The organism is Enemella dayhoffiae, from assembly GCF_002250625.1.
GTDB lineage: Bacteria > Actinomycetota > Actinomycetes > Propionibacteriales > Propionibacteriaceae > Enemella > Enemella dayhoffiae.
The window spans coordinates 1-22,784 of sequence record NZ_NMVQ01000011.1 but is presented as its reverse complement, the minus strand read 5'-3'; the positions used below and the strand labels follow the sequence as shown (position 1 = coordinate 22,784).

Here is a 22,784-nt window from a genome sequence, read left to right as displayed (position 1 = left end):
GCCGAGGGAGAACCGCACCGATGCCCAAGATCATCTACACCCTGACCGACGAAGCGCCGATGCTGGCCACCTATTCGTTCAAGCCGATCGTCGACGCGTTCGCCGCGGCGGCCGGGGTCGAGGTGGAAACCCGTGACATCTCCCTGGCCGGGCGGATCCTGGCGGCGTTCGCGGACCGGCTGCCGACCGACCAGAAGGTGGACGACGCGCTGGCCGAGCTGGGCGAGCTCGCCAAGACCCCCGAGGCGAACATCATCAAGCTGCCCAACATCTCCGCCTCCACCCCCCAGCTGAAGGCGGCCATCGCCGAACTCCAGGAGAAGGGGTTCGACCTGCCCGACTATCCCGAGGAGAAGGGTGACGCGGACGTCCGCGCCCGCTACGACTCGGTCAAGGGCTCGGCGGTCAACCCGGTGCTGCGCGAGGGCAACTCCGATCGGCGCGCACCCCAGGCGGTGAAGAACTTCGCCCGCAAGCACCCGCACTCGATGGGTGAGTGGAGCTCCGACTCCAAGACCAACGTGGCGCACATGCGCGACGACGACTTCCACGGCAACGAGAAGACCGTGGTGATGGACTCCGACGACACCCTGTCGATCCACCTGGTCGACGTGCACGGCAAGGAAACCGTGCTCAAGAACAAGTTGCCGGTGATCGCCGGTGAGGTGATCGACGGCACCTTCATGCACATCCAGTCGCTGCACCAGTTCATCGCCCGCGCCATCCGTCGCGCCCAGGACGAGGACCTGTTGTTCTCGGTGCACCTGAAGGCCACCATGATGAAGGTGTCGGATCCGATCATGTTCGGCCACGTGATCCGCGAATACTTCTATGAGGCGTTCAACACCTACGGCGATCAGCTCGCCGAGGCCGGCCTCAGCCCGAATGACGGTCTCGCCGCGATCTTCACCGGGCTTGAAAAACTTCCCAACGGCGCGGAGATCCGCGAGTGCTTCGACCGGATCATGGCCGCCGGCCCGCGGCTTGCAATGGTCAACTCCGACAAGGGAATCACCAACCTGCACGTGCCCTCCGACATCATCGTCGACGCCTCGATGCCGGCGATGATCCGCACCTCCGGGCACATGTGGGGACCCGACGGCAAGGAGTACGACACCCTCGCCCTGCTGCCCGACTCCTCCTACGGCGACGTCTATCAGGCGGTCCTGGACGACTGCCGCGCCAACGGAGCGTACGACCCCACCACCATGGGCTCGGTGCCGAACGTCGGGCTGATGGCGCAGAAGGCCGAGGAATACGGCTCGCACGACAAGACCTTCGAGGTGCCGCACAACGGCCTGGTCCAGGTGCGCAACAGCGCCGGCGAGGTGCTGATGGAGCACGAGGTGTCCACCGGTGACATCTGGCGCGCCTGCCAGACCAAGGACGCCGCAATCCGTGACTGGGTGAAGCTTGCGGTCACCCGGGCCCGCGCGACCGGCGCCCCGGCGGTGTTCTGGCTGGATCCGGAGCGGGCGCATGACAGCGCGCTCACCGAACTGGTGAAGAAATACCTGGCCGACCACGACACCGACGGACTGCAGATCGAGTTCATGGCCCCGGCCAAGGCGTGCCAGTTCTCCATCGAACGGATCCGGCGGGGCGAGGACACCATCTCGGTCACCGGCAACGTGCTGCGTGACTACAACACCGACCTGTTCCCGATCCTGGAGCTGGGCACCTCGGCCAAGATGCTTTCGGTGGTACCGCTGATGGCCGGCGGCGGCCTGTTCGAGACCGGTGCCGGCGGTTCGGCGCCCAAGCACGTCCAGCAGCTGGTGGCTGAGAACTATCTGCGTTGGGACTCGCTCGGTGAGTTCCTGGCCCTGGCCGAGAGCCTGCGACACCTGGCCGACACCTATGACAACGCGGGCGCCAAGGTGCTCGGTGACGCGTTGGACAAGGCCACCGAGACGCTGCTCAACGAGAACAAGTCCCCGGCCCGCAAGCTCGGTCAGATCGACAACCGGGGCAGCCACTTCTGGCTGGCTCGCTATTGGGCCGAGGAACTGGCCCAGCAGAGCGTGAACCCCGAGCTGGCGAAGAAGTTCGAGCCGATCGCGAAGCAGCTGGTGGAGCAGTCCGAGACGATCGACAAGGAGCTGATCGACGCCCAGGGCGAGCCGGCGGACATCGGCGGTTATTACCGCCCTGACGACGAAAAGGCCAGCGCCGTGATGCGCCCGTCGAAGACGTTCAACGACATCATCGCCCAGCTGGCTCCCTGATCGCAGGGCCCGGCCAGGCGGTGCGGGTCGGCGTAACTGGTCCGGCGAGTGGTTCGCGGCGATAATCCACCTTTCGGCTGATCTTTGTCGCGGCCCCCTCTGGGAGATTCTGGGCATGGCTGATTCTCCTGTGTCTTCGCACGCCCGCGATCGATTGGTCATCGTCCGCCGCCCGTGGATCGCCCTGGGGGTGGCGGTGTTGCTCCTGGTCGCGCTCTTCGGCTTGTTCCGTGGGGCCGATCCCGCCCCGAGAACGGGACAGGCGCCGCCCGACGCGGAGGCCAGTCAGGTCAGCACCCTGCTGGCGAAGTTCCCCGACGCGGATCGCCAGTCCGTCCTGGTCGTGGCCAGCCGAGCGGACCGGGGCGTTCTCTCCGACAGTGACCTCGCCCAGCTCAAGGGCCTGCTGCCGATTCTGAAGCACCAGGAGACCGTGCCCGCCTCGGGGCCGGTGGTCAGCGAGGACAAGCAGGCCGCGGTGCTGATCACGCCGATCACGGTCGGTGCCGACAACACCGAAACCGCTGAGGTGATCAAGGAGCTCCGCTCGCGGGTCGGGGCCAATGTCCCCCCGGGCCTGGTGCTGCAGGTCACGGGCGGGCCAGCCTTCGGCGCCGATGTCGCCGCCGCGTTCGACGGGGCAGATTTCACGCTGCTCCTGGTGACCATCCTGATCGTCGCCGTGCTGCTGATCGGCACCTACCGGTCTCCGATCCTGTGGCTGATCCCCCTGACGGTCGTCGCCGTCGCGGACGGGCTGGCCGGGCGGGTCACCGCCGCGGCGGGAGCACAGTGGCACCTGGAGTTCGACGCCGGCATCGTCAGCGTGCTCGTCTTCGGTGCCGGGACGAACTACGCGCTGCTCCTCATCTCTCGCTATCGGGAGGAGTTGCAGCGCACCACCGACGACCGCGCTGCACTCAGCACCGCCTGGCGCAAGACCGCACCCGCCATCGTCGCCTCGAACTTCACCGTGGTCCTGGCGCTGATGACCCTGCTGTTCGCCAGCATCCCGATGACCCGCGGACTCGGCGTCCCGGCGGCGATCGGACTCCTGATCGCCCTGGCGGCGGTGCTTTTCGTCCTGCCACCGTTCCTGGCGGTGTGTGGGCGCAGGGCGTTCTGGCCGTTCATTCCCCGCCCCGGGGCGGAACGGACCCAGGGTCGCGCCTGGCGCGCGGTCGCCTCCCGGGTCGCCCGCCGTCCGGTGGCAAGCCTGCTGGCGGGACTCGCCCTTCTCGGTGTGATGGCGGGCGGGCTGTTCGGCACGACCGTCGGCCTGGATCAGTTGGAGAAGTTCCGGGTCCAGTCGGAGTCTGCGGCCGGACTGAAGACGCTGTCGGCGCACTTCCCGCCCGGCGAGGCACAACCCATCTGGATCGTCACCGAGACCCGATCGGCCGATCAGGTGGTCAAGGCCGCCAGCACGGTCCGCGGAGTCGTCCGCGCCCACCCGGCCGGGAAGACTCCCGACGGCGCGTTGACCAAGGTGATGGTCACCAGCAGGTATTCGCCCAGCACCCCGGAGAGCCTCGACCAGATCACCGCCCTGCGGGCGGCGGTCCACCCCATCGACGGCGCTCAGGCGAAGGTGGGCGGGGCTGTGGCCACCGAGTTGGACTCGCGCTCGGGCAACGAGGCCGATCTCGCCCTGATCGCTCCCCTCGTGCTCGCAGTGAGCTTCCTGGTCCTGGTGTTCCTGCTGCGCTCGGCGGTGGCTCCGGTGCTGCTGCTGATCGTGAACCTGGGCAGTGCCGTCGCGGCGATCGGTGCCGGAGCCTGGCTCAGCCGGATACTCTTCGGCCAGCAGGCGCTCGACCTGCAGGTCCCCATCCTGTCCTTCCTCTTCCTGGTCGCCCTCGGCATCGACTACACGATCTTCCCGGTCCACCGGGCCAGGACCGAGGCCACCAGACTGGGGACGCGTGCCGGCATGGTCGAAGCCATCGCCCACACCGGCAGCGTGATCACCAGCGCCGGCATCGTCCTCGCGGGCGTGTTCGCCGCACTGGGTGTACTCCCACTGGTGACCTTGGGGCAGCTCGGGCTGATCGTCGGCCTGGGGGTGCTGGTCGACACCCTGGTGGTCCGCACCGTGATCGTGCCCGCGATCTTCACGCTGGTCGGTGACCGCATCTGGTGGCCGGGCCGGTTGGCCCGCGAGGAGAACGAACCGGCCGCCGTCTCGTCGGCACCCGCCGAGTATTTACCTGCCGAGGCTGAGACGCGGTGAGTGACTGCTCGCCGCTGCTCGATCGTGCCGCCACGGCTACATTCATCTCGTGTGCGTGATAACCGTCCTGCAACCAGACCCGGAGGTACCGCTGGGTCGTTTCGCCAACTGGCTGGCCGAAGCGGGAGCTCAGGTCGACCTGGTCCGCCTCTGGACCGACCCGCTGCCCCACCCGGCGGATGGGCTGCTCGTGCTTGGTGGTCGAATGAACTGCCGGGCCGATGCCGAGCACCCTTGGCTGCCCGCTGTGCGCGAACTCCTCCGTGACGCGGTCGCGGTCGGTACGCCCATCCTCGGCATCTGCCTCGGACACCAGATCCTGGCCGATGCGCTGGAGGGCGAGGTGGTCGTCAACCATTCCGGCGGGCGCGAGGAGGGCCCGCAGGAGCTGCGCTGGACCGCTGCCGCCCCGGCCGACCCGATGCTGGGTCCTCTTGCCGCGCAGGGGTCCTGCCTGGTGCCGATGTCGCACCGGGATGTGGTCACCACCCTTCCACCGGGTGCGGTCGAGCTGGCCACGACGAGTCATTATCCGCACCAGGTGTTCCGGCTGGGGTCTGCGGTCGGGGTGCAGTTTCACCCCGAGGCCTCCCCCGATCAGGTGGCTCGCTGGGCCGAGCTGAACGGCGGTGACGCCGCCGAGGACCGAGCAGCGTTGGCTGCGGTTGACGACCAGGTGGCCGCAGCCGCCCGGCAGATCGCCACCGGCTTCGCCGAGGTTGTCCGGGGCATCTCTCCAGGAGAGGCGGACAACACCTGAGCGGTGACACGAGGGCCGTCGAGGGGGCTTGTCCTCGGTGAAGGAGGCCCCATGTCCCATGTCACGCCTATCCGGTCCGCCCAGTCAGCCCTGCCCGGGCAGCCACTCCCGACTCCGCCCAGCCGGCCACGCAACCACGCCCAGCCCTACACCGACGAGGACCACGAACAGTTGGTGAAACTTGCTCGCGAGGGCAGGGACGCCGACGCCATCGCCGAGGCCCTGGGTCGTACGCGTCCGGTGGTGCTGCAGCGGATGCGCCGGTTGCTGCCGCTGGACCACCGAGGCTGTCCCACCGACCGGATCCTGTCGGCGCTGCGGGCTGCCGTCGCCGAGCCCGACTACGACTGGCGCACGACCGTTCTGCTGACCCCTCCACCGCCGCCACCGGCGCCGGTGCAGGAGGTGGTGCGCACCGGGTTGGCGGGGCTCGATCCGGACCAGCTGGTGCGGGTCACCCACGCCGTCGCCGTCAGCGCCACACCCGGCTCGCAGGACCTGCTGGACGAGCTCGCCCGGGAGGTCGCTCGGCAGCACCTTGAGCACCGCCTGGTGGCGCTGCACCAGCGTCACCTGCGGCGTACCAACCGGGGTGACCTGGCCACGGACCGGGACACCGCCGAGGCGTGGGCGGCAGAGCTCCTGCGTGGCGGTGACGAGCCGCCGGCCTATGCCTGGTATCGCCCGGAGCCGTCCAGTCAGTCGCGGTCGGGCAGGTGGGAGTAGACCCACATGGACCGGCGTTCCTCGCCGATCTGTTGATAGTCCCGGAGGAGGCCCTCCCGTTGGTAACCGGCTTCCTCCGCGGCGCGCCAGGACGCCTCGTTGCGTGGTTCGACGTGCAGCTCCACCCGACCCACCTCCTCGATCGTGTCCGCCCAGTCGGTGATCAGCCGCAGCGCGCGGGCGGCGTACCCCTTGCGTCGGTGCTCGCGCGCGATCCAGTAGCCGACCGCGGCACGACCGAACTGGATCTCCCGCATCCGCAGGATGATCTGACCGACGGGGCGATCAGTGGCGAGGTCGGCGATCGCGAACGAATAGCCGTAGCCGGAGCTCAACCGCTCCTGCTGCCGTTCGATCCAGGCCAACGCGTCATCCTGCCGGCCCGAGGTGGGCACCGTGGTGATCAACGGAATCATCGGGTCGTCGTGCACCCGGCGGACCAAGTCGACGTCCTCGGGGCGCCATTCCCGCAACCGCACCGGGCGGCGCTCCAGCACCGGCATTTCCTGTGGCAGCACGGGTTCCTCCTCAGTCGGCCAAGTCACGCAGCACCTCGCGCAGAATCAGGGCGTGGTTGCGCTGCTCGTCATGAGCGGCCACCAGCAGGGTGACCACCTTCTGGTCCGCGGTACGCCGCAGCAGCGCGGCCGCGGCGTTCCCGGTCGCAAGCTCGGCCCGATAGCGCTCGCTGAACTCGGCCCACCGGCCGTCGAGGTCGGCGTGCGCCCACGTGCGCAGCTCGGTGCTGGGGGCGACCTCCTTGGCCCACTCGGCCAGCTGGGCCCGTTCCTTGCTGGTCCCGCGCGGCCAGAGCCGGTCCACCAGCACGCGGTAACCGTCCGCGGCCACCGGTTCGTGCTGCACCTTCTTCACCCGCCATTCGGTCATCACCCCTCCTCGACGGCCAGCAGACTGCCCCGGTCGACAGCGTCGGTGGTCACTCGTGCTCACCCGCCCATTCTGGCCCACCCTTGCGGACCGCGCGCGTACGTGTCCGCGCGATGCTACGGGCCAGCCCGAACCGCAGCCCGTAGACTCGCGCACATGGCCATCAGCCCGGCTCCCGATTCGGCGGCCCACGTCGACGCCTGGCTCACCGACATGGACGGTGTGTTGGTGCATGAGGAACACGCCATCCCCGGGGCAGCCGAGTTCATCGAAACCCTGCAGCACAACAATCTGCGGTTCCAGGTGCTGACCAACAACTCCATCTTCACCCCGCGCGACCTGCGCGCCCGCCTCCTCGGCAGCGGCATCGACGTGCCCGAGGAGTGCATCTGGACCTCGGCGCTGGCCACGGCCAGTTTTCTCCGTGAGCAGCGACCGGGCGGAACGGCGTACGTGATCGGTGAGGCGGGTCTGACCACCGCCCTCTACGAGGCCGGCTACACCATGGCCTCCCGCGACCCGGACTATGTGGTGCTCGGCGAGACGCGGACCTATTCCTTCGAGGCGATCACCCGGGCGATCCGGTTGATCGAGAGCGGCGCCCGTTTCATCGCGACCAACCCCGACGTGTCCGGCCCCTCCGCCGAGGGCAAGCTGCCCGCGACCGGTTCGGTGGCGGCCCTGATCACCGCGGCGACCGGCCGCGATCCCTACTATGTCGGCAAACCCAATCCGCTGATGATGCGGACCGCGCTGAACCGGATCGACGCCCACTCCGAGCACACCGTGATGATCGGAGACCGGATGGACACCGACATCGTGAGCGGACTGGAGGCGGGTCTGCGCACCATCCTGGTGCTGACCGGTTCGACATCGGCGGCCGACATCGAGCGGTTCCCCTTCCGCGCAACCCGGGTGGCAGACTCGATCGCCGATGTCGTCGAGGTGGTGCGCCAGCGGGTGCGCTGAGTGGTTCAGGAGGGCTGCGCCAGCGCGGTGACCACCCGTGTGATCAGCTCGGCGGGCAATGGCTCGTCGAGCGGGAACCAGAGCGTGCCCTTGCCTCGCCGATAGGGCGCCACGGCCGCTGCCAGGGCCTCGTCGGCCGGCACCGGATAGAGGGCGACGTGGTCCTTCCAACCGGAGACATGGACCGGGGCCCGCTTCTTCGGCGCGGTGCGATATCCGAGCACGCCATAACTCAGCGTCTCCTCGGCGCCGGGGAGCACTCCGCGGACCAGGGAGCGCAGCTCGCCCAGGGCCGGGCGGGCCTGCTCGGGGACGCTGGCCAGATATTCGCCAACGGTGGTTGGCTTTGCCGCGGTCCCGTCGTGGTGACGCAGTGACCGGGCGAGCATCTCGGTGAGCACCTCGAGGTCGGCATCGACCAGCTTGTTCAGGTAGAGGCAGGAGACGCTGATCCGGTGCCTGCCAAGCCGGGCCAGCAGGTCGGCATACCGGTCGAACCCCTCGGAGAAATAGACGGTGATGGTTGCCTTGCGGGGGCTGAACGACAGCCTCGGCACGTCCCCCTCGCGGCCGGTGTCATAGCGGTAGTGCATCGATCCGAAGCCAATGATGCTCGGTCCCCAGAGGACCGGTTGTTGCCCAGAAAGGCGTTGCATCAGTGCGATCAGCTGTTCCGACTCCGTGCGGCGCCGCGCGGTCAGCCCGGCCAGAAACTCCCCCACGTCGGCCGTGGTGGGTCCTGTCTTGTTCTCCCTCACCCGCTCATCCTGACACCTCGACTGAGCTGGCTGCAGATCGGCCACTGCTGTTCCCGACCGAATTCGTTCGGCGGTGACCGAGGCACGCCTACCGCGCCGATCTGGGTCGGATCAAGGGCGTCCTCGAGTCCTTCGCTCAGGGCGCAGGCGTCACCGGGTGAAGCCCCACGGGGTGTTGACCACGACCGCCCCACGCTGATGCACCTGGAGCTGGCCGAGCACGGGCTCGAGCTCGAACGCGACTCGGCTGTCCGCTGATCCCACCGCTGACGTCCGATGGAGTCGTCGGGCCCAGTCCAAACACCGCTGAAGAGCCTTGGTGTCGACGTGCGGTGCACCGGCGAGCAGCGAGTCGACCGCTGCGAGCACGAGGGCCCAGCGCCGGTCGCCGAAGGGGCCCCCTCCGGGGTTGCGCCGGCGCCACACGCGCAGCGCGTGCGTCGCGCCGGCGCGCTCATCGCCGTGCCAGCGTTGCGGCCAGGTGGGGGTGGTGCAACCAAAGGTGGGGGTGCGCCGACCGGCGGCCTTCTCGGTTCGGCGCAGGTTGGCGTACGCCACCTCCTCGGCCATCCGCAGCGCGCGTTCCTGCTCCAGGATCCCCAACGCTGGAAGGAGAAACATCGGATCCCGCCAGGGTCGACCGGTCACGCTCTGCAGGTAGGACCAGGTGGCCTCGAATCCGATGGGACAGCTGAATTGCACGCACGAGCCGAAGGAGCGATAGCGCTGCTCGACCGGCAGAAGCCGGTCGCGCACTCGCTTCGCCTCTCTCCCGAACCCCACCGGCACAGGGTAGCCCGCCGAGACCGCGCGAACGTGACTCACGGTCTACGCCCAGCACAACCCCCAACTCGGTCACCGGGTTAGCGACGCCGCGAGCGGCGTCGGGAGCGCTCTCCGCCGCGTCGAGCACGATCCTGCCCGACGGCAGCCGTTCGGGAGGCGCGCTCCTGATCGGTGCGGGAACTGTTGGCGGTACGCCCGCGGACGATGCCGATGAACTCACTGATCAGCGGGTTGTCCTTGTCCGTGGGCCAGGCCAGCACCATCGGGACCGGTGGAGCGTCCACCACCGGCCGGTGCACCAGGTCTCGGCGGCTCGCCGAGCGGGCCACCGACATCGGCGCCAGCAGCACCGCTCCGGCGTTGACCCGGTCAATCGCCACCTGGTCCGGTTCGCTGAGCACCGTCTCGTCGGCCAAGTCCGCCAGGGTGATGGTGTCGAAGGCCGCGATCGGATGTTCCTTGCTGACCCAGGCCACCATCACCTCCTCATAGAGCGGAATCGCGTGCAGGCCGTCGGTGTCGATCGGCAGACGTACGCAGCACATGTCCACCTCTCCCTCGTCCAGGGCGTGGCGTACCTTCGCCTGTTCGAGCTCGACCACGTCGAGCCGCTCGGTCAGCCGCTCCGCCCAGCGGGTGCGCCACTTGGTCAGCGTGACGCCCGGGACATGGCCGACCCTGAGCACGGCCTGGGCTGCGGAGTCGCTCACCCAGGCACGGTATCGCGGACGACTACGCTGCCTGCGTGAGCCAAACGATGAAGCCCTCGACCGCGGCCCAGAAGCTGGGAGTCCTGTTGTCGGCGACCCCGGAGAGTTTCCGGACCACCCCGATCACCCGCGGAGAACTGGACGCCCTGCGTGCCGATCCGCCGCAGTGGCTGACAGATCTGCGACGCAACGGTCCGTTCCCGCGCGACGTGGTCGCGGCCAAGCTTGGCGTCTCGAAGTCCGGGCTGGCCCGGGGTGGGCTCACTGACCCGCTGGACTCCGACCAGATCGGCGAGTTGCTCGCCGACCCGCCCGAGTGGCTGATCCGTGAACGCGAGACCCACCGTCAGGTCGTGGCGGACAACGAACGCCTCCGCGAGCGCAACGACTGACCCTGTGATGACGTGGCTCGAGCGGGGCCTCTGCCTGGCCGGACTGGTCGTCGTCGGTTGGGTGCTGGTCACCGCGTGGGACGCGGTGGTGCACGGGCACCCGCTGTATCCGGTGCTGCTGGTGATCACCGTGACCGGCTCGGCGATCGGGCTGTGGCGCGCGCGACGCCCACACCGGCGGACGGGCTGGCGACTGGTTGGCTGGGTGGTGATGCTCGCCGGCTCGCTCGTCTGGCTCGTGCTGGTGGGCTGGCTTCGCCCGTTCACCGCCGAGCAGGCGGCGCTCCAGGCGATGCGAACCGATGGTCGGGTCGCGGTGACGGAGACGGCGACCCGGATCACGATGGCTCCCGTCGGAGCGCACAGCGACATCGGGTTGGTGTTCCAGCCGGGTGCACGGGTGGATGCCCGGGCGTACGCCGCAGTCCTGCGTCCGCAGGCCGAACAGGGGCACGTCGTGGTGATTGCGAAGCAGCCGTTGGGCATCGCCTTCCTCAGCCTGGGGGCGCTTGACGCAGCCCGGAGCGCCGAACCCGAGGTGCGGCGGTGGGTCGTCGGCGGGCATTCTCTCGGCGGTACGGTCGCGGCCATGCAGGCGGTGTCCGGCGGGCGTACGCCGGCTCCAGTGGCCGGGCTCGTTCTGTACGCCTCCTACCCGGCCGACGACATCAGCGGCGCGCTCGGCGTCCCCGTGCTGTCGGTCTCCGGAAGCGCGGACGGCCTGGCCACGCCCGTCAAGATCGCCGCATCGCGGCCGAATCTGCCCGTCGGCACGACGTTCACGCGGGTGGACGGCGCCTCGCACGCCCAGTTCGGCGACTACGGGCGCCAACCCGGCGACGGAGAACCGACGATCACCCACGACACCGCTCGAGTCGCCATCGCCGAAGCCACCTCAAGATTTCTCACCGAGCAGGTGCGATAGCGGGCAGCGAGGTTGGCCGACAGGGCCCGGAATGACCCTGACGGCTACAGGTCACGCAGGCGCGAGTGCCAGGCCCAGTCGACCAGGTCACCCGGCATCAGCATCGAGCCCGTGAGGGCTTCATCCGTCAGTGGTCCACGGGTTGATCAGGTCAATTCCCGTATGTGTGAAATTCTTGGTGTTCCGCGTCGCGCAGGTCGCGTCGTGGGCCAGACAGATCGCAGCGATCTGGCCATCGGCAGTGCTGATCGGCGCTCCTGCGGCTTCCCGCCACGAGCACGTCGGCGTAGCGGTCCGCCGCCGCCTCATCGAATGACAACACCGAACTACTTCCCCGGTACGGCTCGATCGCTTCATCGATCCTCGACACCAACGCCGCTTTGCGTCGACCGCCGGGAAGCTCGCGCACGCCGGCCAGTAGCTCCGCGAGAGTGATTGCCGTGATCGCAACGTCGCCCCTCAGTGACTCGAGCCACTGGACGACGCGCCGTTCCGGCGTCGGCCGGAAGATCTCCGAGATCACGTTCGTGTCGAGGACGATCACTCGAAGTCGTCTTCTGCCTCGATGTAGAACGTGACGGCCCGGAGTCCGTTCTTCTCGAAGAGGAACCCGACTCCATCGGCATGGAAGCTGACGTAGTGGGCGTACGGCCTGTGGAACGTCTGGGTCACCGCCGAATCGGACTGCGCGTCGAATACCGCCCGCACGTCGGCGTCGTCCTCCGGTCGCCCCAGCACGGCCAGGTACGGCGTGAACGCGCCCGCGATCGCCGTCATGTCCTCCGCCTCCACGCTGCTCATCGTGCGGCTCGTGACCGCCGTCGAAGACGCTACCAATGCATCAATCCTCCGCGCCGGCGGCCACCAGCGAGACCACCTCGACGCGTCCGCGTTGTTAGTCGAACCGGACGTACTGATCGCCGTAGCGATACAGATCCATGACCTGACTCGATCGCGCTCGCGAGCAGGTCGTCGCTACCGAACTCCGCGCCCAGCGCGGCCAGGAACACGGTGATGTCAGCGCTGAGGTCGGCGGTCATGATCCTTACCCGTTCGTCGGCGGTCGTGAACCTGCCGGGCAGCGCCCGAACGGTTCGAGGCTAGCGCTCGATGAAGCCACCGAACTCACGACGATCGTGATAGCCGTGATCGTCTGGCGCTTGCCCATGTTCACGACGTCCTTCGGGCCGCCGACCACCAGCAACGCCACAGACGTGAACGACTCGCCGTATGGCACCTGGCCGTGGGTCTCGACGGCCTTCGCGTCGATGTCGCCGTCGAGCGTTCGCGTGACGGCGTCAGCCGCCGACGCGCTCGCGCAACACGCGCGCGGTCCAGACGACACCCTCCTCGTCGTATTCGAAGTGCACCACGCGGCCGTCGACCTCGTAGAGATCCCAGTCATCGCCGCGAGACGCCGTCGGCTCGCCGAGCGCAGCACGAACACCGTCCCTGGTGTAGTCCTCGAGGCCGCTGATGAGCGTGGCCCGGCCGGGATACGCGTCGAAGCCGCCATGCGCGACGACGTAGAACGACACCTGCTTCAGCCCCTGTTCGTCGAATGCGAAGCCGACGCCGCTCTTGAAGTAGCTCACGTAGTGGACGAACGGGCCCTTGAAGGTCTGCGTCTTCGCCTTGCCCTGCTGCTGCTCCATGATCGCCTGGACTGCTGCGTCATCCTCAGCGAGGCCGAGCACGGCAAGGTACGGGACGCAGTCACCGGTGATGGTCGTCATCAGTTCACCCTCATGGTCGAGTCGCGCGTGGTCGGGGACGTCAGAAAACGCTGGCAGCCTCAGTCTTCCACGCCCGCGATCGTCATCGAGACGACCTCGACGCGGCCGCGCTGATAGTCGAAGCGCAGATAGTGATCGGCCGCCGGATCGAGGCACGCTCCTTGATTCAGAGCTTCGAGAGCAGCGAGTTCGATCCGAACGATCCCGAGGAGGTGCAGACGGTCAACGACCTGGGTTACGAGTTCGCCAAGAAGCTGCATCCCAACAGCGACGTGCTGGTGATCACGCATATCGACGGTGCGGGCGGCAACCCGCACAGCCACATCACGGTCATCAACCATGACAACGTCACCGGCCGCGCGCTCCAGGGCAACAACATGCACTGGCACGTGGCGAAGCAGAACGACGAGCTGATGCGCGACTACGGGCTCCGCGTGGCCGCGCGCGGTTCACGCAACGTGGACTAGCGCTCGCTGTGGGAGCACCGCCGCGAGGGCGAGGCCGTCTCGGAGTTCGACCGACAGATCGGCGACGTTGAGATAATCGATGCGCCCTGGGCCGGCAGGCCGGTGCGGATTCGGTGGCGCAAGCGCCGCTGGATCTGCCTCGAGGACGTCTGCGCGGTGGTCTCGTTCGTCGAGCAGAACCCCCAGGTCTGCGCTCCGCGGGGGCTGCTGAGCACGCGCGCGATCCGGTGGGCGATCGGCTAGCTCCGGGCCGAGGGAGCGACGATCCAGGGTCTGGCCCGGCAGCTCGGCACCACTTGGAACACGCTCTGGTCCCAGGTCCAGCCCGTCCTGGTTCAGGCCGCAGGCGATCCGTCCAGGTTCGAGGGCGTGCAGGTCCTGGGCGTCGACGAGCACATCTGGCACCACCGTGACCCGCACAGGCGCGGCCCGAAGGACCTCACCGGCATGGTCGATCTGACCCGTGGTCTCCACCCCACCGCCAGGCTGTTGGGTCTCGTCCCCCGGCGATCCGGCAGCGCCTACCGAGACTGGCTGGACGAGCGGGGCGAGGAGTTCCGCAAGCGGGTCGAGACCGCAACGCTGGACCCTTTCCAGGGCTACAAGAACGCGATCGATGACCAGCTCGAGGACGCGACCTGCGTGCTGGACGCCTTCCACATCGTCAAGCTCGCCGGCGCTGCGGTCGATGACGTTCGCCGCCGAGTCCAGCAGGAGACCCTCGGCCACCGAGGCCGCAAGGGCGACCCTCTCTACGGGATCCGCCACCTCCTCCGCGCGGGGCGCGAACGCCTCACGTCTCGCCGCCAGAACCGGCTGGCCAGCGCGTTCGCGGCCCACCCCGATCATGTCGCGGTCGAGGTCGCCTACAAGCGCGCCCAAGACGTCCGCGAAGTGTTCCACCAGCCCACCCTTCCCCGGGGCCGACGCCTCGCCGAGCAGCTGATCCAGAAGCTGCCGTCCTGCCCGATCCCGGAGATCGCCAGGCTCGGGAAGACTCTGCGCCGCTCGCGGACAGCGTTCCTGGCCTACTTCGACACCGACGGCGCGAGCAACAGCGGAACCGAGGCCATCAACGGAATCATCGAGCTCGGCCGCCGCATCGCCCGCGGTTTCCGGAACTTCGAGCACTATCGCCTCCGCATGCTCCTCATCACCGGCGGCCTCGACGCCTCACCCCACACTCAACTCTGAAGATCCGGCACATGTCTTGCGAAATGTCTACGTGGGGTCCATTGTGGAGCCAGGATGAATTTCGTCTCGCGGACTCGGCCGGGCAGCGCGAGCCGATGCGCCGCACGGCGGTTGGGCTCGCGGTTCTTCCGAGCGTTTGCGCCTCTGCTTGGACCACATCGTCCAGGTGGGGTGTACACCTCCGACCGTCGAACAAACATCAGCAGTGGAGTTAGAGCGACTCAGCGTAAATGTGGAGGCGGTGAGATGGGTGACCTCATGTGCGGACCTGCGCATCGCTCAGCAGATGGATCCGCGCTTGATGTCGGTCGATCTGTCCCGAGAGGGCGACGAGTACGTTCTGAGGCGAACCTGCCAGGCATCGACAGCGGCAACGTCACCGCCAGTTGCGACCTAGGCGTCCTGCGGGTGGTGACGCCCATCGAGCAGCCCGCCGTCCGGAAAGATCCCCCTGAAGCAGCCTGCTTCCTGACTCTGGGCACTCAGCCCTGCGCCTGCGCCGATCCTGGCGCGCTCTTTGACCACCCCTGAAACGTGTCTCACGTGACAAGAAAGGAACAACCATCATGGCCAAGGCAGTAGGAATCGATCTGGGGACCACGAACTCCGTTATCGCCGTCTGGGAGGCCGGTGAGGCGAAGGTCGTCCCGAACGCGGAGGGAGCCCGCACCACCCCGTCGGTGGTCGCCTTCACCGAGGACGGTGAACGGCTGGTGGGCCAGCTTGCCCGCCGGCAGAGCATCCTCAACCCGAAGGGCACCATCTCGTCCGCCAAGCGGTTCATCGGCCGGTCCTTCGACGAGATCAAGGAGGAAGCCAACGCCGTCGGCTTCGACGTCGTGGAAGGCCCCAACGGCGAAGCACGGTTCAACATCCGCGGCAAGCAGTACGCGCCGGAGGAGATCAGCGCCCAAGTGCTGCGCAAGCTCGTCGACGACGCCAGCAAGTTCCTGGGTGAGAAGGTGACCGAGGCCGTCATCACCGTTCCCGCCTACTTCAACGACGCCCAACGCACCGCGACCAAGGACGCCGGACGCATCGCCGGGCTCGAGGTGCTGCGCATCATCAACGAGCCCACCGCCGCCGCACTGGCGTACGGAATGGACAAGAAGAACCAAGAGACCGTACTGGTGTTCGACCTCGGTGGCGGCACGTTCGATGTCAGCCTCCTCGACGTGGGCGACGGGGTCGTCGAAGTGCGATCCACCGCCGGTGACACCCACCTGGGCGGCGACGACTTCGACCGCCGGCTGGTGGACTACTTTGCCGACGAGTTCAAGAACGAGAACGGCATCGACCTGCGCAACGACCCGCAGGCGCTGCAGCGACTGTTCGAGGCGGCCGAGAAGGCGAAGGTCGAGCTCAGCTCGGTGTCCCAGACCCAGGTCAGCCTGCCCTTCATCACCGCCGACGCCAGCGGACCCAAGCACCTCACCATGACCGTGAAGCGGTCCAAGTTCGAAGACCTCACCGCTGACCTCGTTGAGCGGTGCCTCGGTCCGGTGCGTCAGGCGATGGCCGACGCGAAGATCAGCGAGAACGATATCGACGAGGTCATCCTCGTGGGCGGTTCCACCCGCATCCCCGCTGTCCAAGCGCTCGTCAAGCGGCTCACCGGTGGCAAGGAGCCGAACATGACGGTGAACCCCGATGAGGTGGTCGCTGCGGGCGCCGCCATCCAGGCGGGCGTCCTCAAGGGCGACGTCGACGACGTGCTGCTGCTGGATGTCACCCCGCTGTCGCTGGGTGTGGAGACCCGTGGTGGCGTGATGACGAAGATCATCGAACGCAATACCACCATCCCCGCCCGACGCAGCGAGGTGTTCTCCACGGCCGAAGACAACCAGCCGTCGGTGGATATCGTCGTCCTGCAGGGCGAGCGGGAGAACGCCGCAGACAACCGGGTGCTGGGCCGGTTCCAGCTCACCGGCATCCGCCCCGCTCCTCGCGGTGAAGCGCAGGTCGAGGTCACCTTCGACATCGACGCGAACGGCATCCTGAACGTGACGGCAAAGGACAAGGACACCGGCACCGAGCAGGGCATCACCATCAGCGACACCTCGAACCTGGACCAGGGCGAGATCGACCGGATGATTAAGGAAGCCGAGCAGCACCGTGCTGACGACCAGGCGCTGCGCCAGGCCGTGGACGCCCGCAACGAGCTGGACTCCGCCGCCTACCAGGTCGAGCGGGTACTGCGTGAGCTCGGCGACGCTGCACCGGAGCACGAGCGTGCCCGCGCGGAGCTGCTCATCACGCAGGCCCGCGAGGCAGTGCAGAACAACGTCGGCGAGCAGGAAGCGAAAGAGCGCACCGGCGAGCTGCTGCAGGTTGCGCAGTCCCTTGCTGCGGCCCGCGCGAACGCCAGCCACGCTGAGCAGCCCGCTCAGGACGACGAAGACGACGTCGTCGACGCCGAATTCGACAAGTAGCACGGAGGGAGGATCGCGATGGTCGAGGAGCAGAACGAGGACACGCGGGCCGTGGACCTGCTGAACGACGACCTCACCGACGTGCCCCCGGAGGAGATCCGCGCCGCGCAAGCGGCGGTCGCCGCCCAGTTGGAGATGGCCGAGGACCGGTGGCGCCGGGCGGCGGCGGACTACGACAACCTCCGCAAACGGATGGCGCGCGAGATCCAGACCGTCCGCGAGGAGGAGAGGCGGAACACCGCCAAAGCCTTCTTGCCCGTCGTCGACGGGCTGGACCGGGCGCTCAGCTTCGGGGCGGACCTTGCCGAGGGCGTTCTGGGTGGCATGCAGGCCGTCCGGGCGCAGGCCGCTGATGCGTTGCGCGCACTCGGGTACCCCGAGATTGCCATCGACGGTGCGGAGTTCGACCCGCAGCTGCACGAGGCGGTCTCGGTGGTCGAGGATGCCAGCGTCCCGCCCCGCAGCATCCTCGCCGTCACTCGCCCCGGGTTCGGAACGCCAGAGCGGATGCTGCGACCGGCTGCGGTCGTGGTCACCCGCAGGCCGGACGAGGAGTAGGAGATGGCGGAGGATCTCTACAGCGCGCTGGGGGTCTCCCGGTCGGCGGATCAGAAGGAGATCCGCCGCGCCTACCGGGAGAAGGCCCGTAAGTTCCACCCGGACGTCAACAAGACCCCGGGGGCGGAGGAGACCTTCAAACGGATCAGTGAAGCCCACGATGTGCTGTCGGACCCGGAAACCCGCGCACAGTACGACCGGTTTGGTGAGAACTTCCGGCAGTACGCCGCCGCGGACGCGGCTCGCTCCTCCGAGCAGCCGCGCCGCAGCGGCGGCACCCGATACACGTGGAGCGGGGGCGGCGCGCAGAGCGCGAACTGGGAGGACCTCTTCGGGGGCGGCGCGCAGAGCGCGAACTGGGAGGACCTCTTCGGGGGCGGCTTCGGTGGTTTCGGTCGCGGTGCCGACCACACCGCGGAGCTGGAGATCACCGTCGAGGAGGCCTACCGGGGCGGGCGGCGCACCGTGCAGGTCGCGTCCCCGTACGGCGGCGCGCAGGAGTACACCATCGACATCCCAGCGGGCGCTGTCGACGGGCAGCGGCTGCGGGTCGCGGGCGCAGGCGGAGCGGGCGCCGACGGACAAGACGGGGACCTGCTGGTCACGCTGCGCGTGAAGGACAGTAAGCGGTACCGGCTCAGCGGCGCGGACATCGAAACGGACCTTCCCATCGCACCGTGGGAGGCGGCGCTGGGCGCGGATGTCAGCATGCCCACCCCCGGCGGCCCGGTCACCGTGCACGTCCCGCCCGGCTCGTCCACTGGCAGGCGGCTCCGCCTGCGCGGGCAGGGGATGCCCCGCGGAGGACAGCCGGGAGACCTGTATGCGCGGGTGAAGGTCGTCGTTCCCCGCACTCTCAGCAAGAAGGAGAAGGAGCTGTTCGAACAGCTCCGCGACGAATCGTCGTTTGATGCCAGGAGAGGATCATGACCTCACAGCACCTGCCCGTCCGTGTCCCCCGGGCCGACCTGGCGGCGACCGCGGTGGCCGCAGGTATCCACCCGGATACGCTGCTGAAGTTCGTCGAGCTGGGGCTGGTCACCGCCCACGTCGACACCAGCGGCCGACTGTGGTTCGCCCGTACCGTCCCCGCCCGCGTGCACACCATCGTGCGTCTGCACTCCGATCTTGCCGTGAACTACGCCGGCATCGCACTCGTGCTCGACCTGCTCGCCCGCATCGAGCGGCTCGAGCGGCACCGGACCATCCGACTTGAAGGAGACTCCCCATGGACATGAACTCACTCACTCAGAAGTCGCAGGAAGCGCTCACCTCGGCCCAGAGCATCGCGGTCCAGGCCGGTCAGATCGAGACGGATGAGGAGCATCTCCTGCTCGCACTGCTCCAGCAGGAGGAGGGGCTGGTTCCCCGACTGTTGCAGACAGCGGGTGCTGACGTGGAAGCCGTACGCGCCGACGTCGAAGCGGAGATCGCCCGCAAGCCCAGCGTCTCCGGGTCCTCCCCGCAGACCGGTCAGGTGTATCTGAGCCGCAGCCTCACCTCCACCCTGGAACGGGCGGAGCGGGAGGCAAAGCGACTGAAAGACTCCTACATCTCCGTGGAGCATCTCGTTCTGGCACTCGCCGACGACTCCTCCAACCGTGCCGCGTCCCGCGTGCTGCGCGGGCACGGTGTCACCCGGGAGAACTTCCTCAGCGCGCTCACCAAGATCCGCGGCAACCAGCACGTCAACTCCGCCACCCCCGAGCAGACGTACGAGGCGTTGGAGAAGTACGGCCGTGACCTGGTCGCTGACGCCCGGTTGGGCAAGCTTGACCCGGTCATCGGGCGTGATGCGGAGATCCGCCGGGTCATCCAGATCCTCTCCCGCAAGACCAAGAACAACCCCGTCCTCATCGGCGAGCCCGGTGTCGGAAAGACCGCCATCGTGGAGGGCCTTGCCCAGCGGATCTTGCGTGAGGACGTGCCCGAGGGCCTTCGTGACAAGACCGTGTTCTCGCTGGACCTGTCTGCCCTGGTCGCCGGCGCGAAGTACCGGGGCGAGTTCGAGGAGCGAATGAAGGCAGTCCTGGCGGAGGTGAAAGCAGCGGAGGGACGGATCCTGCTGTTCATCGACGAGCTGCACACCCTGGTGGGGGCGGGAGCCACCGAAGGGGCGATGGACGCCGGCAACATGCTCAAACCGATGCTCGCCCGCGGGGAGCTGCACCTCATCGGTGCCACCACCCTCGATGAGTACCGCAAGCACATCGAGAAGGACGCCGCCCTGGAACGCCGGTTCCAGACGGTGATGGTCGAGGAGCCTGACGTGGAGGACGCGATCTCCATCCTCCGCGGCCTGCGCGAACGGCTGGAGATCTTCCACGGTGTCCGCATCCAGGACAGCGCACTGGTCGCGGCCGCCGTGCTGTCCCACCGGTACATCTCCGACCGGTTCCTGCCCGACAAGGCCATCGACCTCATCGACGAAGCCTGCGCGCGACTGCGAACCGAGATCGACTCAATGCCTGCCGAGCTCGACGAGCTGACCCGGCGGGTGACCCGCCTGGAGATCGAGGAAGCGGCGCTGTCGAAGGAGACCGACCCTGCCAGCAAGAAACGGCTGGAGGAGCTGCGCCGGGAACTGACCGACCTGAAGGCGGAGGCGGACTCCAAGCGCGCCCAGTGGGAGGCGGAGCGTCAAGCGATCCGCAAGGTCCAGGAGCTGCGCAGTGAGCTGGAGCGGCTGCGGCGGGAGGCGGAGGAAGCTGAGCGCTCCTACGACCTCAACCGTGCCGCTGAACTGCGGTACGGGGCTATCGCTGACGCGGAACGACGCCTGCACGCCGAGGAGGAGCGTCTCGCCTCCAAGCAGGGCCGGCAGAGGCTGCTGCGGGAGGTGGTCACCGAGGACGAGATCGCCGAGATCGTCGCCGCGTGGACGGGAATCCCCGTGGCCCGGCTGCAGGAAGGTGAACGCAACAAGATCCTCACCCTGGACGCCACCCTCGCCGAGCGGGTGGTCGGTCAGGATGAGGCCATCACGCTCGTCAGCGACGCGATCATCCGTGCCCGCTCCGGCATCCGCGACCCGCGCCGCCCCATCGGCTCGTTCATCTTCCTCGGCCCCACCGGTGTGGGAAAAACCGAACTGGCCAAAGCGCTCGCGCAAGCACTGTTCGACAGCGAGTCGGCAATGGTCCGGCTGGACATGAGCGAATACCAGGAACGTCACACCGTCAGCCGGCTCGTCGGTGCACCTCCCGGGTATGTCGGGTACGACGAGGGAGGGCAGCTGACCGAGGCGGTGCGCCGCCACCCGTACAGCGTGGTCCTTTTCGACGAGATCGAGAAAGCGCACCCGGACGTGTTCAACACGCTGCTGCAGGTCCTCGACGACGGCCGCATCACCGACAGCCAGGGACGCACCGTCGACTTCCGCAACACCATCATCATCATGACCTCCAACATCGGTGCCCATCACCTGTTGGGATGCGATGGCGGCGCGATCCCCGACGACGTGCGAAACAAGGTGCTCGGTGAGTTGCGCGCCCACTTCCGTCCCGAGTTCCTCAACCGGGTGGACGACATCGTGGTGTTCTCGCCGCTGGGTCGTGAACAGATCCAGGACATTGTGGAGCTGCAGTTCACCGACCTGCGCTCCCGGCTGGCCGAGCGTCAGATCCGCATCGAGCTGACGCCCGCGGCACGCCAGCTCATCGCCGACCGCGGATACGACCCCGTGTACGGTGCGCGTCCGCTGCGACGCTACATCAGCCATGAGATCGAGACCCGACTGGGTCGTGCGCTGCTGAGCGGGGAGGTGATGGACGGGTCGACGGTCACGCTGGACGTGCAGGACGGCGAGCTCGTCTTCAACATCGCAGCGCCCGCCGAAGAGGATGACACGGCGTGAGCGCGATTGTGACCTGCCCCAACTGCGGGAAGAAGAACCGTGTCCCCGCCGCGGCGTCGGGGTACCCGCGCTACCGGGTCTGCAAGAGCGCCGTGCCGTGGATCGTCGATGCGGGCGATGCGGACTTCGCCGAGGTGGTCGAGCAGGCCCCGCAAGTGGTGCTCGTGGACTTGTGGGCGACCTGATGCGGACCGTGCCGGATGGTCAGCCCTGCCCTCGAGAAGGTCGCCACGGAACGTGCCGGCAAGCTCAAGCTGGTGAAAGTGGACGTGGACGTCGCGCCGGAGACGGCCCGCAAGTTCTCCGTCCAGGCGGTGCCGACCCTGCTCATCCTCAACCAAGGGAACGTGCTCTCCCGCCAATCCGGAGCCGCCCCGCCGGACGTGCTGCTGCGCTGGGTGGACGAGGCGCTGCAGAAGAAGGCTGACTCGGCCGGCGGTGCCCCATGAGATACGTCGACCCACACGTCTCGCTCATCCGCCCGGTCCGTCCCCGCACGCCAGGGGAGTGTGAGGACTGTGTAGCCGTGGGTTCGCGGTGGGTGCACCTGCGGATGTGTCGCACCTGCGGGAAGGTCGTGTGCTGCGACTCCTCCCCGATGCGGCACGCCCGCACGCATGCGCTCACGGCGGGGCACCCCATCGTGCGGTCGCTGGAGCCGGGGGAGAACTGGAGCTGATGCTACGTGGATGAGGCGTTCCTATGAGTGACACGCCCGCCGGCAACCGCAGCCAGGCCGCTCAGACCGAGACGCCTGACACCATCGGCGCCTTCCCGCGGCTCAGCGACGAGCAGATCGCGGTGCTGCTCGTACGAGGGCAGCGCCGCACACTCACCGACGGGGAGGTTCTCATCCAGCCCGGCGAGCACCCGTCCTCCCTCTATGTCGTCCTGGAAGGGCGCCTGCTGACGGCGGACACCGAACTTGCGGCGGATCCGCGTCACTCCGATGAGCCGTTGGCGGTCGAGGTGCACGGCCGCGGCCGGTTCGTGGGGGATGTCGGGCTGCTGGAAGGACAGCCGTCTTTCGTATTTCGTCAGTTGAGTCCCTCATAGTGGTGTAGCCCGTGGTGGCTGGCTCTGGACGACAGGGCGGTCACCGCGTGATCCTCGAGTTCACCTCTCACAGCACCCTCGAAGGAATCATCACGATGACCGCTCCACAC

At 68.0% G+C, this 22,784-nt stretch carries 26 protein-coding genes and 1 pseudogene; 19 read left to right on the top strand and 8 right to left on the bottom strand.

Going from position 1 to position 22,784, the window contains the following annotated elements:
• Positions 1 to 20 precede the first annotated feature (20 nt).
• From CGZ93_RS07755 to CGZ93_RS07740, 4 genes are all read left to right on the top strand, one after another.
• Complete coding sequence (locus tag CGZ93_RS07755; RefSeq protein WP_094363575.1) at positions 21 to 2,228, top strand: NADP-dependent isocitrate dehydrogenase; 2,208 nt, start codon at positions 21 to 23, stop codon at positions 2,226 to 2,228.
• Between the two features lie 115 nt (positions 2,229 to 2,343).
• Positions 2,344 to 4,461: an MMPL family transporter gene (locus CGZ93_RS07750; protein ID WP_094363574.1), complete on the top strand. Its 2,118-nt coding sequence runs from the start codon at positions 2,344 to 2,346 to the stop codon at positions 4,459 to 4,461.
• Positions 4,462 to 4,516: 55 nt separating this feature from the next.
• A complete protein-coding gene (locus CGZ93_RS07745) occupies positions 4,517 to 5,221 on the top strand; it encodes a type 1 glutamine amidotransferase (protein ID WP_176451673.1) in 705 nt (234 codons plus the stop codon).
• A gap of 51 nt (positions 5,222 to 5,272) precedes the next feature.
• Entirely contained in the window at positions 5,273 to 5,947 is a 675-nt protein-coding gene (locus CGZ93_RS07740; protein WP_141211131.1) for a hypothetical protein, read from the top strand.
• Here the strand turns inward: CGZ93_RS07740 and CGZ93_RS07735 are convergent.
• Both CGZ93_RS07735 and CGZ93_RS07730 read right to left on the bottom strand, forming a co-directional pair.
• On the bottom strand, positions 5,920 to 6,465 hold the full coding sequence (locus CGZ93_RS07735; protein WP_229117291.1) for a GNAT family N-acetyltransferase: 546 nt from the start codon (positions 6,463 to 6,465) through the stop codon (positions 5,920 to 5,922). The genes CGZ93_RS07740 and CGZ93_RS07735 overlap by 28 nt on opposite strands.
• Positions 6,466 to 6,475: 10 nt before the next feature.
• A complete protein-coding gene (locus CGZ93_RS07730; RefSeq protein WP_094363571.1) occupies positions 6,476 to 6,835 on the bottom strand; it encodes a DUF488 domain-containing protein in 360 nt (119 codons plus the stop codon).
• A 156-nt stretch (positions 6,836 to 6,991) separates the two neighbouring features.
• Between CGZ93_RS07730 and CGZ93_RS07725 the strand changes: the two genes are divergently transcribed.
• Positions 6,992 to 7,804, top strand: coding sequence for an HAD-IIA family hydrolase (locus CGZ93_RS07725; protein WP_094363570.1), 813 nt, complete (start codon positions 6,992 to 6,994; stop codon positions 7,802 to 7,804).
• 5 nt (positions 7,805 to 7,809) lie between these two features.
• Here CGZ93_RS07725 and CGZ93_RS18855 read toward each other — a convergent pair whose 3' ends face one another.
• From CGZ93_RS18855 to CGZ93_RS07710, 3 genes are all read right to left on the bottom strand, one after another.
• Positions 7,810 to 8,562: a DUF1801 domain-containing protein gene (locus tag CGZ93_RS18855; protein ID WP_176451672.1), complete on the bottom strand. Its 753-nt coding sequence runs from the start codon at positions 8,560 to 8,562 to the stop codon at positions 7,810 to 7,812.
• A gap of 150 nt (positions 8,563 to 8,712) precedes the next feature.
• Positions 8,713 to 9,318 (bottom strand): hypothetical protein, encoded by a 606-nt coding sequence (locus CGZ93_RS07715; protein WP_094363569.1) that lies wholly within the window; start codon positions 9,316 to 9,318, stop codon positions 8,713 to 8,715.
• A gap of 107 nt (positions 9,319 to 9,425) precedes the next feature.
• Positions 9,426 to 10,058 carry a LysR substrate-binding domain-containing protein gene (locus CGZ93_RS07710; RefSeq protein WP_094363568.1) on the bottom strand — a complete coding sequence of 211 codons (633 nt, stop codon included), beginning with the start codon at positions 10,056 to 10,058 and terminating at the stop codon, positions 9,426 to 9,428.
• A gap of 35 nt (positions 10,059 to 10,093) precedes the next feature.
• On the opposite strand from CGZ93_RS07710, the gene CGZ93_RS07705 reads away from it, so the two are divergent.
• Positions 10,094 to 10,450, top strand: a complete 357-nt coding sequence (locus CGZ93_RS07705) for a DUF5997 family protein (protein ID WP_229117290.1) — start codon at positions 10,094 to 10,096, stop codon at positions 10,448 to 10,450.
• Between the two features lie 7 nt (positions 10,451 to 10,457).
• The gene (locus CGZ93_RS07700; protein WP_094363566.1) at positions 10,458 to 11,375 is read left to right on the top strand and encodes an alpha/beta hydrolase; all 918 of its coding nucleotides are present in this window, start codon (positions 10,458 to 10,460) and stop codon (positions 11,373 to 11,375) included.
• Positions 11,376 to 11,526: 151 nt separating this feature from the next.
• Here the strand turns inward: CGZ93_RS07700 and CGZ93_RS07695 are convergent, their stop codons facing one another.
• The 3 genes from CGZ93_RS07695 to CGZ93_RS07680 form a co-directional block, all read right to left on the bottom strand.
• Positions 11,527 to 11,919, bottom strand: a complete 393-nt coding sequence (locus CGZ93_RS07695) for a PIN domain-containing protein (RefSeq protein ID WP_229117289.1) — start codon at positions 11,917 to 11,919, stop codon at positions 11,527 to 11,529.
• The gene (locus CGZ93_RS07690; protein WP_141211130.1) at positions 11,916 to 12,176 is read right to left on the bottom strand and encodes a hypothetical protein; all 261 of its coding nucleotides are present in this window, start codon (positions 12,174 to 12,176) and stop codon (positions 11,916 to 11,918) included. The genes CGZ93_RS07695 and CGZ93_RS07690 overlap by 4 nt, the downstream gene beginning before the upstream one ends.
• A 497-nt stretch (positions 12,177 to 12,673) precedes the next feature.
• Complete coding sequence (locus tag CGZ93_RS07680) at positions 12,674 to 13,111, bottom strand: hypothetical protein (protein WP_094363563.1); 438 nt, start codon at positions 13,109 to 13,111, stop codon at positions 12,674 to 12,676.
• 131 nt (positions 13,112 to 13,242) lie between these two features.
• On the opposite strand from CGZ93_RS07680, the gene CGZ93_RS07675 reads away from it, so the two are divergent.
• From CGZ93_RS07675 to CGZ93_RS07630, 12 genes and pseudogenes are all read left to right on the top strand, one after another.
• Positions 13,243 to 13,578, top strand: coding sequence for a relaxase/mobilization nuclease domain-containing protein (locus CGZ93_RS07675; protein ID WP_229117288.1), 336 nt, complete (start codon positions 13,243 to 13,245; stop codon positions 13,576 to 13,578).
• Between the two features lie 6 nt (positions 13,579 to 13,584).
• Positions 13,585 to 13,821, top strand: coding sequence for a transposase family protein (locus tag CGZ93_RS20050; protein WP_407643931.1), 237 nt, complete (start codon positions 13,585 to 13,587; stop codon positions 13,819 to 13,821).
• A 21-nt stretch (positions 13,822 to 13,842) separates the two neighbouring features.
• Positions 13,843 to 14,772, top strand: a complete 930-nt coding sequence (locus CGZ93_RS07670; protein ID WP_267489723.1) for an ISL3 family transposase — start codon at positions 13,843 to 13,845, stop codon at positions 14,770 to 14,772.
• Between the two features lie 566 nt (positions 14,773 to 15,338).
• Positions 15,339 to 17,204, top strand: coding sequence for a molecular chaperone DnaK (gene dnaK, locus CGZ93_RS07665; protein ID WP_094363561.1), 1,866 nt, complete (start codon positions 15,339 to 15,341; stop codon positions 17,202 to 17,204).
• An 18-nt stretch (positions 17,205 to 17,222) separates the two neighbouring features.
• A complete protein-coding gene (locus CGZ93_RS07660) occupies positions 17,223 to 17,762 on the top strand; it encodes a nucleotide exchange factor GrpE (RefSeq protein WP_094363560.1) in 540 nt (179 codons plus the stop codon).
• Positions 17,763 to 17,765: 3 nt separating this feature from the next.
• Positions 17,766 to 18,692 (top strand): DnaJ C-terminal domain-containing protein, encoded by a 927-nt coding sequence (locus CGZ93_RS07655; RefSeq protein WP_094363559.1) that lies wholly within the window; start codon positions 17,766 to 17,768, stop codon positions 18,690 to 18,692.
• Complete coding sequence (locus CGZ93_RS07650; protein WP_094363558.1) at positions 18,689 to 19,000, top strand: chaperone modulator CbpM; 312 nt, start codon at positions 18,689 to 18,691, stop codon at positions 18,998 to 19,000. Before CGZ93_RS07655 ends, CGZ93_RS07650 begins: the two co-directional genes overlap by 4 nt.
• Positions 18,991 to 21,618, top strand: coding sequence for an ATP-dependent chaperone ClpB (gene clpB / locus CGZ93_RS07645; protein WP_094363557.1), 2,628 nt, complete (start codon positions 18,991 to 18,993; stop codon positions 21,616 to 21,618). The genes CGZ93_RS07650 and clpB overlap by 10 nt, the downstream gene beginning before the upstream one ends.
• Positions 21,615 to 21,803 (top strand): YbbN family protein, encoded by a 189-nt coding sequence (locus CGZ93_RS19380; RefSeq protein WP_229117287.1) that lies wholly within the window; start codon positions 21,615 to 21,617, stop codon positions 21,801 to 21,803. Before clpB ends, CGZ93_RS19380 begins: the two co-directional genes overlap by 4 nt.
• A gap of 12 nt (positions 21,804 to 21,815) precedes the next feature.
• Positions 21,816 to 22,067 (top strand): annotated as a pseudogene (locus CGZ93_RS19375) (thioredoxin family protein); the annotation flags it as partial.
• Positions 22,064 to 22,297, top strand: a complete 234-nt coding sequence (locus CGZ93_RS19740) for a UBP-type zinc finger domain-containing protein (RefSeq protein WP_094363556.1) — start codon at positions 22,064 to 22,066, stop codon at positions 22,295 to 22,297. The pseudogene CGZ93_RS19375 and the gene CGZ93_RS19740, both read left to right, overlap by 4 nt.
• Positions 22,298 to 22,320: 23 nt before the next feature.
• Positions 22,321 to 22,674: a cyclic nucleotide-binding domain-containing protein gene (locus tag CGZ93_RS07630; protein ID WP_229117285.1), complete on the top strand. Its 354-nt coding sequence runs from the start codon at positions 22,321 to 22,323 to the stop codon at positions 22,672 to 22,674.
• Positions 22,675 to 22,784: the final 110 nt, after the last annotated feature.